Below are 14916 nucleotides of genomic sequence, written 5' to 3'. Positions count from 1 at the left end.
GCCTCCGGCGGATGTCACAGATTTTGAAAGGTGTTAAGAGGAAGGCAGTCTAAGTTCGCAACGTCCTGTCGCAACAAGGAAGGATTGAACTACATCCTTCCCCACTGCATGACCCACAAGGAAGGATGCAGTTCAATCCTTCCCCCCTGTAGGCCTCAAGCTCAATTCAAAATCTTGACGCAATCACGCCGAGGCGTGATTGATGTGTTGGAAAGGTTGGAAAGAGCATGCTATTAACTGTGGAGAATATATCGAAAAGTTACCGCAAAGAGAAGAAAGTACTTCGTGGAATTGATATGGCTATTGGGGAAGGTGAAATCGTAGGTCTTGTTGGAGAAAGTGGTAGTGGGAAAAGTACTTTGTCACGTCTAATTATGCAGCTTGAAACCCCCGAAACGGGTGTTGTTTCCTTTCATGGAGCACCCATAACGAGGAATACGAAAAAAGTATTCTACAAAAAATGCCAGCTGATTTTTCAAAATGCATCGGCGGCTCTTAATCCAACTTGGACTGTCAAAGAAATTCTGAGGGAACCGTTACGCAATAGAAGTGGTGACCGAGATACGTATATTCGTCATATGCTCGGGAATGTAAAACTGACCGAAGCGCATTTGAATCGACGTCCATCTGAATTGAGCGGTGGTGAAAGGCAACGTGTCAACTTACTGAGGTCCATCCTCATTCAGCCGGAATTGTTAGTATGCGACGAAATTGTCTCTAGTCTCGATCGATTAATACAAAAAGAGATTATAGACTTACTCATCAAACTGAATCGGGAGACCGGTATGGCGATTCTTTTTATTTCTCATGATTTACAGGTTGTCGAATATATGTGCAACCGTATTTATGTTATGAAAGAGGGAGAGATTGTCGATGAAAGTGTTAAACAGGAAGGGGAATTCAAGTTTTCCCATCTCTATTCGAAAAAGTTATTTGTCGAAAAATGAAGAGGGTTTTACTTACTTGTTCGAAATTTTCCTATTCCATAGATTTATTAAAAAAGCCATAAACCAGACATAAAAGAACATGGAACCAAACAGTACAATAGCTACATAAATATACTGAAAAATACCAGGAATGTTGTATTCCTTAATGAAACCTGCCGAAAATAGCATAATGGCCGTAAGCGCAACAATGAGTAAAATCATTCCGATTGCATAAATGATCATCGCGGTGATAGGGGTATTTCGAAGGGTTTTACGGATGGCATCCCGGGACTTAACAGCTCTAACAAGTAGGTATGAAAACAAAATAAGTGATAAATAGTCTTTAGCTGTAAAGATTATGAAGAATCCAAGTAATACGATTAACCAAGTGATCTTTTGATAATGTGTATCGATAAAGTTCAGCATGAATAGACCTCCAGTATGTGTATACTCTATATACGGAAGGTATAGGGAAAGGTTCCCTTAATTCATAAAAGCGAAGGAGAGATTTTCATGGTAGAAAAAAGACCAATGAGCCATTCACGCACCATTCAATCCAAAATTGTCCTGCCGCCAGACACGAATCATTTACAAACAATTTTTGGTGGTCGTGTCCTGGCATACATAGATGAAATCGCAGCAATCGCAGCGATGAAGCATTCTCATTGTTCGGTTGTCACGGCATCTATCGATTCAGTCGATTTCCTGTCATCCGCACGCGTTGGTGACGTACTGGAACTCGAAGCAATCGTCACTTTTACCGGACGCACGTCAATGGAGGTGTTCGTATCGGTCCATTCCATGAACCTATTGACTGGAGAAACGAAGCTGACGACTGAATCATTCCTTACAATGGTGGCTATGGATGAAAACAACAAGCCAATTCCTGTACCTGGGGTATACCCGGAAACGGATGTGGAGAAGAGGTTGTATGAGACAGGTCCAGGACGCCAGGCCCACCGAAAATTACGGAGTGAGATGAAACACTGAATAAGTCCCGATACAATGGATAGAGTTGGAAATCCCGCTAATACCGCTTCTGCGCTTTGTGGATGCCTCCCGCGATAAGCCGGAAAGAAGAGCAAGGAGGGATTGAACTGCATCCCTCCATCAGTCTTATCGCTCCGGCTACCACGAAGACGCGCCTTGCTGGATGGTCTCTTTAAGAAAGCACATTTCGTTATTGGGGATTAGACTTGCAATCTATAGTGCGTCTTTCTTCAATGAAATTAGTATTAAATAGTAATCACATTATAATCTCAGTCTATACATCTCAAAATCACTATCAATAATGTACACTCCGGCGCAGGTGCGGCAAAGGGGTAGCCGAAGCCGTGAGACTGGATGCGAAGCGCTAATCCAGGCTCAGGGTCAGAGGCATCCCCAAAGCGCCAAGCGTAATTTCAGGAAATCTTTTTTCCAGCCTAGCAGAGTAAGAAAAACGATAGAAAAAGACTATATTTCGTTCAAAATTAACATAGTCTTTTAAATTTAGGCACATTACAGGATTTGAAAAAGTGCGTTTCTCAGTGGCCTCTACCAATTGCGAAGAGGATCTTTATTTGCGTCTATTTCTGTGGGCTAAGATTGAAAAACTACAGGCACTGAATTACCAAAAGCGATTACGTATATAGAGAGAAAGAGAAGGATTATTTACCGCATATAACTAGGTCGGAATTACCCATTCTTTCAGCATTTAATTCTGCAAAATTTTCGTAGAACCGTGTCGTCTATCAAACAGTTAAATTGGAAGAACAACGATACCTATACTATTTTGAAAGTGTTAACATTGTTAAAAAACCTCAATACTTTATAATAAATTAGTCAGCAATATCCCACGAATTTCCCCCTTGAATCCATTTCTATGGATTCAAATAACCAGGACCTTGTCCAAGTGCATATTCATGCAAAACTAAAACTAAAACTAAAACTAAAACAAAAAATTAACTGAATCATCTAATGCTTTGCTTTTTTATCTAACGAAAAGAGGTGCTTTTAAATGAAACTATCACCAGTTGAACAGGAAAAATTACTTCTTCACGTAGCTGGAGAACTTGCGCTTAAACGTAAAGCGCGAGGAGTAAAGTTAAATTATCTAGAGTCAATGGCGTGAAGACGCACAGTTTTTAATCAATAGCGGGGTACTTGAAGAAGACCGTATTTTGGGCGTTGAAACAGGAGGTTGCCCGCATACGGCAATCCGTGAAGATGCTTCCATGAACTTTGCGGCAATCGATGAGCTGAAATCTCGCTTTGAAGATCTTGATATTATATTTGTGGAAAGTGGCGGCGATAATCTATCTGCTACATTTAGCCCAGAACTTGTCGACGGCTATATCTATGTAATTGACGTTGCAGAAGGCCAGGATATTCCGAGAGAAGGCGGACCTGCTTTAACGCGTTCTGATCTTTTGTTGATCAACAAAACGGATCTTGCTCCGTACGTCGGGGTCGATCTTGATCTGATGGATAGCGATACGAAAAAAATGCGCAACGGACGTCCGTACATTTTCACGGATGTGCGAACACAGAAAAATGTAGACAAGGTCGTTGCTTGGATTAAGCACAATATGCTGTTGGAAGGCGCGGAATCCGCTGGTTCAAATGCTTAATCCGACCCGCTCCATCCATCACGGAAAACTAGATGTAGAGTTCGAGTTTAGAAGGGGCTATACACGGATGCCTCATGTTTACCAGCAGCCTCCTTTGAAGGCAAGCCGCGAACTTTACGAAGGGAAAGACCCGACAGCGACGGTTTACATAATGGAATCGTCTGGCGGGATGGTTGCAGGGGATCGAAATGACATTACGGTAAAAATTGCACCAGACAGCAGCGCGAGGCTGATTCAGCAGTCAGCTTTGAAAATCTATCCGTCCCATACAGGGGATACTTGTGTGTTGACAATCGATGTACAGCTCGCCGAACGAGCGCGTCTGGAATGGATGCCTGAAGTCATTATTCCATTCGCCGATGCGAAGTTCCAAGTCGACACGACACTTAGGCTAGCCGCTGATTCAACGGTATTATGGGGAGAAATCCTCGCTCCGGGTCGCGAAAAGCGCGGTGAAATTTTTGACTATGAATCATTGAAATCAAACTTTATGATTTTCGTTGAAGACGAACTGATCGCCTTTGATTCACTGCATTTTTCACCGAAAGAAGTTGACTTAACTGGTATTGGTGTACTGGGAGACGCAATGTATGTTGGCTCAATCTGGCTAGTATCTCCTAAAGCAAAGGACATCGATATCCGTTCATTACAGGAAACACTACGGGTAGAAGAAGGCTTGAAAGCCGGTATGACAAGGCTCGAAGGAAATGCAATCCATTGCAGATGGCTCGCGGTTGATCAGTGGATGATGCAGGAAGAGATGAAGCGTGTCTATGCGCTCCTAGCAGAAATAGTTTAAGAGGACACTCCAATAGGAGATGTCCTCTTTGGGTTTTGAAGTTTTAATTGAGTGTTGTTTACTTTGATTGGAAAGTTGCTTGGCTTAGGGTGAGAGGCATCCCCTAGCGCTGTAGCGAATTCAATGGGATTTATTATTTCAACATATGAAGATTGAGGAGTGGGATTATCATATGCTAGAAAAAGTACCAATGAGTTAGTCTCGCACAATCCAGACAAAACTGGTGTTGCCGCCTGGTACAAATCATTTATAGACTATTTTTGGAGGACAAGTTCTTTCATAAATTGATGAAATTGCTGCAATTACGGAAATGAAACATTCGAAAACTGAAGTTGTTACTGCCTCAATTGATTCGGTCGATTTTCTGTCATCTGCGCGTGTTGGTGATGTATAGGAACTTGAAGCGCTTGTCACTTCTATGGGCCGGACGTCAATGGAAGTGTTTGTAACCGTACATTCAATGAACCTGCTAACGGGCGTAACGAAACTGACGACTGAATCATTTTCAACGAAGCTCGCCATGGATGAAAACAATAAGCCTACTGCTATTTCGGACATATACCCCGAAACGGAAGCGGAAAAGAGACTATTTGAAACAGGACCTGAACACCGTGAACATCGGAAATTACGAAGCAAGATGAAGCACTGATACATTTGTTATGCGAAAAAGTCCATAGATAGTTGTGGGCTTTTTTATTTTGGTAAAAGTCGCCTAAATCTGGAGATTAGCTTGGTTATATTACTTGTGAACTAGAATTAATTAAAAATTACTAATATTTGAATTGACTTACTATTTAGATTGTCTTACAATAAAATATAAGAATTGGATATTTGAAATATCAGACTTATTTGGTGGGGGGGAGGAACCCGGTTAGGTAATGAAGTAGTTATTTTATGAACTGTTTCTGTGAAATGCAAGCGCTATCAAAAGATTGTAACATACAGTGGAGAAAACTGTTAAATCAAAATGATTTCTTACTGTTACTACAATTCCAAAATGGAGCACATCAAAAAACATCACCTAGAGACCAACGAAAGCTCAATTTAAGAGGGAATAGATTGTAGTGAGATTTAAGTTTGTTAGATTAAAAATAAATTAATAAAGGGGTATTTGGATGAAAAAAACGATTCAATATGGATTATTTTTATGTGTAATGTTAGTCGCACTTATCGGGTGCTCGAATGAAGAAGCTACTGGGGATGGTACCAAAAAAGAAACAACAGGTGGCGAATTGAGGGTGGCAATCGCTACAGAACCGGCTACATTAGACACGCATTTAAATACATCTAGTATGGTTTCAGGAATTGCTAGGCATATTTTTGAAACACTTCTTACAGTTGACTCTAAAGGCGCGATTCAACCAATGCTTGCAGAATCATACGAAGTGTCAGAGGATGGGAAAACAATAGACTTTAAATTGCGCGAGGGTGTACATTTTCATGATGGTCAAGAAATGAAAGCTCAAGACGTGGTAGTTTCTATGAATCGCTGGCTAACGCTTTCTACCTCAGGAAGAGAAACATTCGATGGAGCAATAATGAAAGAAGTCGATGAATATTCTGTTCAATTAGTAATGACAGAACCTACATCTACTGCAACATCCGTTCTTGCATATTCTGGTGCAATCTCTCCTAGTATCATGCCCGCTTCTATATTTGAGGGGAAAGATGAAGAAGAAAAAATAACTGAGCATATTGGTACCGGTCCATTTAAATTTGAGGAATGGAAACAAAACCAACATATTTATTTAACAAAGTTCGATGATTATTCAAGCCGTGATGAGCCGGGAGACGGTTTAGCCGGTAAAAGAGAAGCACTGGTAGATGATCTTTATCTTGTTTTCGTACCAGATTCCTCCACTCGAGTTGCGGGAATTTTATCGGGAGAATATGACGCGGTTATGGAGCTGCCTATTGATAGTGTAGATCAGATCGCTAGCAATAAGGACGTTGAAATGCATACTGTTCCCAAAGAAATCTTATTGCTATATTTCAATAAAAAAGAAGGTCTTTTCGCAGATAAAGTTGCGCGGGAAGCATTGGCTGTAGGACTAAATAAAGAAGAAATATTACACGCAGCATTTGTTAACCCGGATTATTACAATGCAAACCAATATGTGATGTTGGAAATTGATGGAAATCAATGGATTACCGATGTTGGTAAAGAAGAATATGGTATCCAAGACGTAGAACTATCAAAAAAATTGTTCGAAGAAGCTGGTTATAATGGCGAGGAAATTAGATTATTGACATCAAGAGATTTAGAACCTATGTTCAATGCCGCGATTGTTGTGCAAGAGCAATTAAAAAATATAGGGGTTAACGTAAAATTAGATGTTTTAGATTGGCCAACATATACGGAGCGTGCTAACGATCCGAGTGCCTATGACATTACTGTTCTTGCGAATAAAGGGAAATCAGAACCAACTTCTCTTGCATGGGCAAGAAAAGACTATTATGGCTGGACAGATAGCCCTGAATTAGATGTAATAACAAATAAAATCCGCCGGGCACCATCATTAGAAGATGCCCATGTGATTTATGACGAATTACAGTCTTGGTTCTTGGATTATAGGCCCGCTGTAAAAATAGGAGATGGAGATATGATTTATGCATCGCGTAAATCGGTCTCACAATTAGAAGATTTAGATGGACTTATTTACTGGAACGTTGCAAATTCTAAATAACTTTTTGCACAAGATAACGCCGTGTTATTTATAAAACACGGCGTTGTTATTTCAAGGAATTATTACTCTTTAAATTAATTATGAAATTAGATCAATTCATAAACTATCGCTTGATTTAACAGGAGGTAATCTAGATGCGGGCTTATATTATTAAACGGTTGTTGTCCTTAATTCCTGTATTGTTTGTTGTATCAATTGTTATATTTTCAATCATACATATCACCCCGGGAGATCCAACATCATTCATGTTGGGCGAAGAAGCAACGGAGGAACAGCTTGCGGAAGCCAGGACTCGACTGGGATTAGATATACCCATTTACGAGCAATATTTTAATTGGATAAAAAAGGCGGTAGTTGGTGATTTAGGTGAATCCTATCACATGAATATGTCAGTTAATGAAGCGATTAAGACTCATATTGGACCGACATTGTCGCTCGCTATTTTAGCTGAAATCATTGCGTTATGTATTGCGATTCCCCTTGGAATTGTTGCAGCCATTAAAAGAGGAACTGCAACAGACCAAACTGTTATGGGGATTTCATTACTAGGAATGGCAATCCCAAGCTTTTTACTCGCTTTATTTTTAGTATTGATAATTGGTGTACAGCTGCAATGGTTGCCTATAGCGGGCTACCGACCACTGGATAGTGGGTTATGGAACCACCTGAAGTATTTAATTATGCCGGCAATTTCTTTGGGAACTATTCAAGCAGCTTTGATTGCCCGTATGACACGATCTTCTATGCTGGAAGTGTTAAATACGAACTACATTAAGATGGCTCGTTCCAAAGGCGTTGTGGAGAGAAAGGTTATTTACAATCACGCATTACAGAATGCCTTCCTTCCAATCCTTACAGTTATCGGGATAACTTTCGGAGGCTTGGTAACGGGAGCGGTTGTTACTGAAACGATTTTCAATATACCTGGTATAGGTTCGCTGATTATTAACTCGGTTGAACGTCGGGATTATACAGTTATTCAAGGAATCGTGCTATTCGTAACATTTGTCTATGTAATGATTAACTTAGTTATCGATATCCTTTATGGGGTAATTGATCCGCGTGTAAGATTGGAAGAAAAATAACCTATCGGATTATACTTATTCTTAGCTAGTTTAAATCAGTAAATGAAATTTATTACAGAATTGATTCCCAAGTGTTAGGAGGCATATTATGGAGGGCATAGGAAGTACATTAACGTTATCTGAAACAAGAAGAAAGTTAAAAAAAGAGCAACAGCAACTTCTCAAAAGACGATTTTTTTCCAATTACTCCATGATGATCGGATTAATCGTACTTGTCTTTTTAGTGCTATTAAGTCTAGTAGGTCCTTTCTTAGTAAATTATAACCCTTTTGAAATGGTGGTTAGTGACCGCCTTCAAGCGCCAAGTGCTACGCATTTATTAGGGACTGACAATTTCGGGCGAGACTTGTTAACACGTATGATGTATGGAGCCCGCTCATCACTGGGTGTAGGAATCTCTATCTCATTAATAACGGCAGCAATAGGACTGACAATCGGTTTATATGCCAGTTATTATAAAACGTTAGATAATATTTTAATGCGTATATGTGATGGCTTAATGGCGATTCCTGGAATTCTATTGGCGATTGCATTGATGGCTGCCTTAGGACCGAAAGTTGAAAACGTTATCATCGCATTAAGCATAGTTTTCACACCATATGTAGCCCGTATTGTACGTTCTGCGGCACTCGTTGTCCGGGAACAAACGTATATTGAAGCGATGATGGCGCAGGGAGCCAGTTCTACGCGTATTATCTGGCTTCATATCGCACCGAACGTCCTGTCACCATTAATTGTTCAGGCAACTTTCATTTTTGCGGATGCCATTATTACAGAAGCCGCACTAAGTTTCCTTGGTGCAGGGATTCCAGCGCCGAATCCAAGTTGGGGGAATATTTTATATGATGGAAAACTTGTCATATTCAACGGGTGGTGGATGACTGTTTTCCCAGGCACACTCATTATTTTAGCTGTAATCGGCCTTAATTCTTTAGGCGATGGGTTAAGAGATATCATGGACCCACATTATAAAAAAGTTAAGAGAAAAAAACGTTCTAGCGAAACAAGTTGAAAGGGGGAAAGCTTGTAATGACTGATTCATTATTGGAGATTAATCATCTTAAAACACATTTTTACACGGAAACGGGATCTGTTACAGCGGTAAATGGTGTATCTTTTAGTGTCAATAAAGGAGAAATTGTCGGAGTAGTAGGTGAATCTGGCTGCGGAAAAAGTGTAATGTCCCAGTCCATTCTGAGGTTATTTGATGAACAGGACGTAGAATATGATGGAGAAGTTAATTATCAGGGAAAGAATCTTCTTTCCCTCAATAAAAGGCAGATGAACAAAATTCGGGGAAATGAAATTTCGATGATATTCCAGGATCCGCTTAGTACGTTAAATCCAGTCCATACAATCGGCCGTCAAATTTCCGAATCCATTATATTGCATCAAAAAGTGAATAAAAAAGCTGCGGCAGCACAATCGGTAGAACTACTAAAATTGGTTGGGATTCCATCACCTGAAAAAAGAGTGCATGAGTACCCGCATAATCTTTCAGGTGGGATGAGGCAAAGGGCGATGATTGCAGTAGCGCTCGCATGCCGTCCCCGATTATTAATAGCTGATGAACCTACAACGGCATTAGACGTTACTATACAGGCCCAGATTCTGGATTTAATGAAAGATTTAAATGAAAAACTAGATATGGGCATCATTTTTATCACGCATGACCTAGGTGTAGTGGCAGAGTTATGTTCTAGAGTCGTCGTTATGTATTTGGGCGAGATTGTGGAAGAAGCAAGTATTGAGGAGCTATTCACGAGGCCAATGCATCCCTATACGCAAGGCCTGATCAAATCAATTCCTCAGTTAGACGGAGACCGGTCTGCGCCTCTTCATACGATTGAAGGAACTGTTCCGCCCCTCACACGTGTACCTGAAGGATGTCGATTTGCGGCACGATGTCCGCATGCAGATGAACAATGCGTTGCCTCCTCCCCACCCATTTATGACTTTACGACTTCGCAAAAAGTGAAATGTTGGCACTTTGAAAAAATTCTTGCTAATCAGGAGGTGAAGGCAGATGCCCTTACTTACAGTTGAAGAAGAGATCGAACTAACAGAGAGTAAAACGAAAGAGCCTTTACTGGAAATTAAAAAATTGAAAAAGTTTTTCCCTATTAAAAAGGGCTTGTTAAACTTGAATAAGGAAAAAGTATATGTTCAGGCAGTAAATGATGTTTCTTTCAACATATATAAGGGAGAAACGTATGGACTCGTTGGCGAGTCGGGCTGTGGGAAAAGTACAACTGGCCGTACGCTTCTAAAATTGACGGAACCCACTGAAGGAGAAGCCATTTATAATGGCGATAATATTTTCAACTACTCAAATTCGGATTTAAGGAAAGTTCGACAAGACATTCAAATGGTTTTCCAAGATCCTTATTCTTCTTTAAATCCAAGAAAAAGAATAGGGAAAACATTGGAGGAACCTTTAGTGATCCATAATATCGGAACGCCTAAAGAGAGAACAGAAATAGTAATGGAGATATTAGATACAGTTGGTCTTCAACTAGAACACTATTATCGCTATCCTCATGAATTTTCAGGTGGACAAAGACAGAGGATTGGGCTTGCGAGGGCTTTAATTCTAAATCCAAAAATTTTAATTATGGATGAACCTGTTTCAGCTCTTGACGTTTCGATTCAATCCCAAATCCTAAATCTACTGAAAAAGATTCAACGTGATAAATCATTAAGTTATCTTTTCATTTCACATGATATTAGCGTTATTCGTTATATTTCTGATCGGGTTGGTGTCATGTACCTTGGAAAATTAGTGGAAGAAGCACCGACTGAGGTCTTATTTGCGGATCCATTGCATCCTTATACACAGGCTCTTTTATCAGCAGTACCTGTTCCTAAATTTGAAACGAAAAAGGACAGAATTATACTGAAAGGTGAATTGCCGTCACCTATGAACCCGCCTTCAGGGTGTGTTTTCCATACAAGATGTCAATTCGCAATGGATAGATGCATGGTAGAAATTCCGAAAACGGTACAAGTGACAGATGAGCATCAAGTAGCTTGTCATCTTTACAATTAAGTGCTGTTGTCTAGTAACGGCAAATTTAGTTCAATGATTTCACAGCTTAGATCTTAGAAACTCTCAATTACAAAAACGATATTGTCTAATTAATTATCAAAATCTGTTTTCGTGAATTGTAAGCACGGTGATAGAAAAGTAATTAATAAATACTCTAATTTAGAGGGGGGATATTAAGAGGATGAAAGTTTCGGTGACAGTAAATACAACGGATTTAACGGACTTAGATTTACAACAAATGTCTCAACTTGGCGTAGATTGCATTGATTTTGGGGTAGGGAACTCTTTTGGGGGAGTAAAGGAACAAGGCTTTCCAGATCTTGATAAGTTAGTTCAGTTAAAAAGAAGAATTCGCTCGTGGGGAATGGATATCAATCGGGTCACTTTACCTAATATTTCTGCGGATTTCATGCAAAACCGTCCAGGCAGTGAAAAGGAACTAGAGAACTCCATTAATGCAGTAAAGGTTTTCGGGGAAGCTGGAATCGAGATTGTCAGACAGAGATTTGATGGCGACGTGTTTTATGGACGTTCAAAGTTTTATAAAGCCATTCAACGTGGGGGAGCGATATCACGCGGTGAGAGCTTAGGATTACAGAAAGAAAAAACAGAAACCCCTACCCTTGAAGAACTTGAAAAATGGTGGGGTGCTTTTCAAAGTGCTTACAAAGAATTGGTTCCAGCCGCCCAAGAGCGCGATGTGAAAATCGCGATGCATCCTTCAGATACACCTCATCCGGATTCGCCTTTTGGAGGTTTAGGTCTACATAAAATCATCGATGACTTTCCGAATAAAAATGTTGGATTAGTTTATTGTATCGGAACAAGGGCGGAAGCAGGCGGATCTTCCTTAGTTTTAGATGAAATCAATCATTTTGGCCGAAAAGAGAGAATCTTTTTAGTCCATTTTCGAAATGTCAGAGGAAGTTTACCTACGGCGGGAGCTTTTGAAGAGGCACTATTGGATGACGGTGATTTGAATATGTTCAAACTGTTACTCGAGCTCAGAAAGGTTGGTTACAACGGTTGTATTAATCCGGATCATACACCGACATTTGCGGGAGACGTCGCGGATACAAATGATAAATGGGCATATTCCAATATTGGCTGGAAAGCTTCGAGTATGGGGTTTGCCTATTCAATTGGATATATTAAAGCATTATTGGCAGCATTGACAGAGTTTGAAGGCAAATAATTGATTGAGCTTCGAAATTAAACAGGCCCCGCGCGTCGGGGACATCGGCAAGTGCGGAGTGAAATGAAACACTTATACGTTTGCAAAAAAAAAGCCCACAGAATGTTGTGGGCTTTTTGGTGCAAGTGTTGTTTAGTTTTTTGGGAATGTTGAGAAGTTTTGCGTGAGGGCTGTCTATTTTGCAGGAAACGTTGTTTAGTACAGAGTAGTTGTTGTTTAATTTATCAAAATAGCTTATCTTTGCTTGAATGTCTTTAGTCTTAGAGTTTGTTCGAAGCAGCTCCTGCATGGCAAGTCGGAATTTGTGGAGTGAGATGAAGAGTTTTTTGAAAGGTCTGTAAAGTTAAAAAAATGTAATTGACTTAACAGTATAATTGTCTTACAATATAAAAAACTGATAGTTAATAAAATATAGATGAATAGAGAGGATGATCTAATAGGTAAAAATAATATCCCAAATAAAAAGGGGTATAAAGTTCTTTTTGAACTACGAAGAAAAACTGTAAAGCATGGGATATAAAATCCCAGTCCGAGTAAATAAACGTATATTTGAAGCTGGAGTTAAAACGGGTAATTTAATTTTTGTATCTGGAAACGTAGCGAAGGTAGATGGCGTTTTGAAATATAGAGGAATTGTGGGAGAAACAATTTCATAGAACAGGCGCAAGACGCAGCTAAGATCGCCTTTGTAAATTGTTTAGCAACAGTACGTAATTTGACAGGAAGTCTAAATTGTATTAAAAAAATTGTGAATGTAAAAGTCGTAAGTACACCCAATTTTATTGAGCAACCAGAGGTCATGGATGCGGTATCTGTTTTGGCGAATGAAGTATTTGGTGATGCAGGGAGGCACAGTAGAATCTCATTCGGGGCATCTTCACTTCCAGGAGGAACACCTGTAGAAGTTGAAATTATTGTCGAGGTAGAATGACATCACGGAGGTTTTATGGAAATTTGAATCATCTTTTAAGTATGATTGATTTATAGTTTAATTTGTCTTACAATTAAATGTAGATTCAGCATGTAATGATTCCTTGGATTCCTGCTGAAATTGCGCTTCATTAAACCTAAATTCATTATAATCATAGTTTATATTATCTGAAAATTTACAATGTTTTAAACAGTAGTGTGCTTATAAATAATCATGGTACTTTTTCTTCAGTAAATTGAAAGCGAATACATTAACTTTTGAATGGGGGCAATATAGTGAAAAATCAAGCAAACATTGCTGGATCTACCGTTGCAGTTCCTGGGGCCATAAATAAGAAACAGAGTTTTATCAGGAAGCTTAAAACATCTTATGGTCCAGGAATCCTTGCCGTTTTAACATGGCTTGGTGCAGGTGACTTGGTGACTTCATCAGTCGCTGGAGCTGAATATGGATATAGTTTAATGTGGGTTTTAGCCGTGTCATTATTACTGCGATTTCTAATTGTAAATATTATTGCCCGGTTCCAGCTTTGTAACACAGAGGGATTAACAATTCTTGAAGGATACGGACGTATACATCCGTTTTTTGGTTACTTTATGTTTGGTTATGCGCTAATCATGGGTCATCTATTTAATGCATATATGATTAAGGGAGCGGGAGAAGTATTATCCAATTTGTCCCGTATTAATCAACCGTTTCTATGTTCAGTTGTGGTAGTGGGATTAGTGTTTATGCTTATTGGAAGAAATATTTATAATACAATTGAAAGTGTAATGAAGGTAATCCTGGCGTTAATGACAATCGCCTTCCTATACCTAGCAATATCAGCAACTCCAGATGTGGGACAAATTGTTAAGGGGACATTTGGGTTCAGTATCCCTGGTGGTACTGGGGTTCATGGAGCATTATTGGTAGCGGTTTCAATTATTGGGGCAGTAGCAGGATCTATTTCTAACTTTGTTCATCCATATTTTATGAAAGAAAAGGGCTGGACGAAGCCTAGTCACTTAAAGCTACAAAGAAATGATCTACTGTTTGCTATCTGTGTATGTATTGTTATTAACTTAGCTATTTGGGTTGTAGGTGCAGAAATATTAAAGCCAAATGGAATCGAAGTGAAAACAATCGATGATTTAGCATTAGCACTAAAACTTTCTTTAGGACAAATGGGCGGGCTCATTTTCTATATAGGTGTATTTGGGGTATTGTTTGCAAGTATTGTTGGGAAGTCAACTGGTTTTCCAAGATTGATTGTAGATGCCTTTTACGTTATTAATAAAGAAAGAAAAGAAAAATACGGCGGGAAATATAATAAAGATCCTATGTTTAAATGGGTAATGATTTTTGTGTTAGTTACACCACTTATTTGGTCTATTCCGGGTATGCCGGGTTTCATTGCCTTAACGATTGGAGTAAATGCAATAAACATAGTAGGACTTCCTGTAATCGCTATAGGAATATTAATCCTATCGAACAAAAAAAACTTGATGGGTGAACATAAAAATAACTGGTTTGAAAATATCTCTCTATCTCTAGCATCAATTTTAGCGATTTGGTCCGCTGCGCAATTAGCCATTAACTTTTTCTAAACTGATAATAGGTTAGTAGATATGGCATCTGACTGCTTGGCTA

General features: G+C 39.4%; 13 protein-coding genes and 3 pseudogenes. 15 read left to right on the top strand and 1 reads right to left on the bottom strand.

Features of this window, described 5'->3' with window-relative positions:
• Window positions 1–227 precede the first annotated feature (227 nt).
• On the top strand, window positions 228–947 hold the full coding sequence (locus tag AC25Y6_RS01480) for an ABC transporter ATP-binding protein (RefSeq protein WP_488141833.1): 720 nt from the start codon (window positions 228–230) through the stop codon (window positions 945–947).
• 12 nt (window positions 948–959) lie between these two features.
• On the opposite strand, the gene AC25Y6_RS01475 is transcribed toward AC25Y6_RS01480, so the two are convergent.
• Window positions 960–1352 carry a hypothetical protein gene (locus AC25Y6_RS01475; protein ID WP_488141832.1) on the bottom strand — a complete coding sequence of 131 codons (393 nt, stop codon included), beginning with the start codon at window positions 1350–1352 and terminating at the stop codon, window positions 960–962.
• Between the two features lie 87 nt (window positions 1353–1439).
• Between AC25Y6_RS01475 and AC25Y6_RS01470 the strand changes: the two genes are divergently transcribed.
• The 14 genes and pseudogenes from AC25Y6_RS01470 (at window position 1440) to AC25Y6_RS01405 (ending at window position 14873) form a co-directional block, all read left to right on the top strand.
• A complete protein-coding gene (locus AC25Y6_RS01470) occupies window positions 1440–1916 on the top strand; it encodes an acyl-CoA thioesterase (RefSeq protein WP_488141831.1) in 477 nt (158 codons plus the stop codon).
• A gap of 1009 nt (window positions 1917–2925) precedes the next feature.
• Window positions 2926–3036: pseudogene (locus AC25Y6_RS01465) on the top strand (urease subunit gamma); the annotation flags it as partial.
• A pseudogene (gene ureG, locus AC25Y6_RS01460) lies at window positions 3035–3538 on the top strand (urease accessory protein UreG); the annotation flags it as partial. The pseudogenes AC25Y6_RS01465 and ureG, both read left to right, overlap by 2 nt.
• A complete protein-coding gene (locus AC25Y6_RS01455; protein ID WP_488141830.1) occupies window positions 3531–4337 on the top strand; it encodes an urease accessory protein UreD in 807 nt (268 codons plus the stop codon). The pseudogene ureG and the gene AC25Y6_RS01455, both read left to right, overlap by 8 nt.
• A gap of 208 nt (window positions 4338–4545) precedes the next feature.
• A pseudogene (locus AC25Y6_RS01450) lies at window positions 4546–4986 on the top strand (acyl-CoA thioesterase).
• Window positions 4987–5452: 466 nt separating this feature from the next.
• Window positions 5453–7024: an ABC transporter substrate-binding protein gene (locus AC25Y6_RS01445; protein WP_488141829.1), complete on the top strand. Its 1572-nt coding sequence runs from the start codon at window positions 5453–5455 to the stop codon at window positions 7022–7024.
• Between the two features lie 134 nt (window positions 7025–7158).
• Entirely contained in the window at window positions 7159–8109 is a 951-nt protein-coding gene (locus AC25Y6_RS01440) for an ABC transporter permease (RefSeq protein WP_488141828.1), read from the top strand.
• 88 nt (window positions 8110–8197) lie between these two features.
• Entirely contained in the window at window positions 8198–9121 is a 924-nt protein-coding gene (locus AC25Y6_RS01435) for an ABC transporter permease (RefSeq protein ID WP_488141827.1), read from the top strand.
• A gap of 17 nt (window positions 9122–9138) precedes the next feature.
• Window positions 9139–10155, top strand: coding sequence for an ABC transporter ATP-binding protein (locus AC25Y6_RS01430; RefSeq protein ID WP_488141826.1), 1017 nt, complete (start codon window positions 9139–9141; stop codon window positions 10153–10155).
• Complete coding sequence (locus AC25Y6_RS01425) at window positions 10136–11158, top strand: ABC transporter ATP-binding protein (RefSeq protein ID WP_488141825.1); 1023 nt, start codon at window positions 10136–10138, stop codon at window positions 11156–11158. The genes AC25Y6_RS01430 and AC25Y6_RS01425 overlap by 20 nt, the downstream gene beginning before the upstream one ends.
• A gap of 193 nt (window positions 11159–11351) precedes the next feature.
• Window positions 11352–12353 (top strand): mannonate dehydratase, encoded by a 1002-nt coding sequence (locus AC25Y6_RS01420; RefSeq protein ID WP_488141824.1) that lies wholly within the window; start codon window positions 11352–11354, stop codon window positions 12351–12353.
• Window positions 12354–12862: 509 nt separating this feature from the next.
• Window positions 12863–13009, top strand: coding sequence for a hypothetical protein (locus tag AC25Y6_RS01415; protein ID WP_488141823.1), 147 nt, complete (start codon window positions 12863–12865; stop codon window positions 13007–13009).
• On the top strand, window positions 13006–13284 hold the full coding sequence (locus AC25Y6_RS01410; RefSeq protein WP_488141848.1) for a RidA family protein: 279 nt from the start codon (window positions 13006–13008) through the stop codon (window positions 13282–13284). Before AC25Y6_RS01415 ends, AC25Y6_RS01410 begins: the two co-directional genes overlap by 4 nt.
• 275 nt (window positions 13285–13559) lie before the next feature.
• A complete protein-coding gene (locus AC25Y6_RS01405; RefSeq protein ID WP_488141822.1) occupies window positions 13560–14873 on the top strand; it encodes an Nramp family divalent metal transporter in 1314 nt (437 codons plus the stop codon).
• The last annotated feature ends 43 nt before the right edge of the window (window positions 14874–14916 follow it).

This window comes from Sporosarcina sp. Y1004 (assembly GCF_057669665.1).
This window is presented reverse-complemented; position numbering and strand designations above follow the sequence as displayed.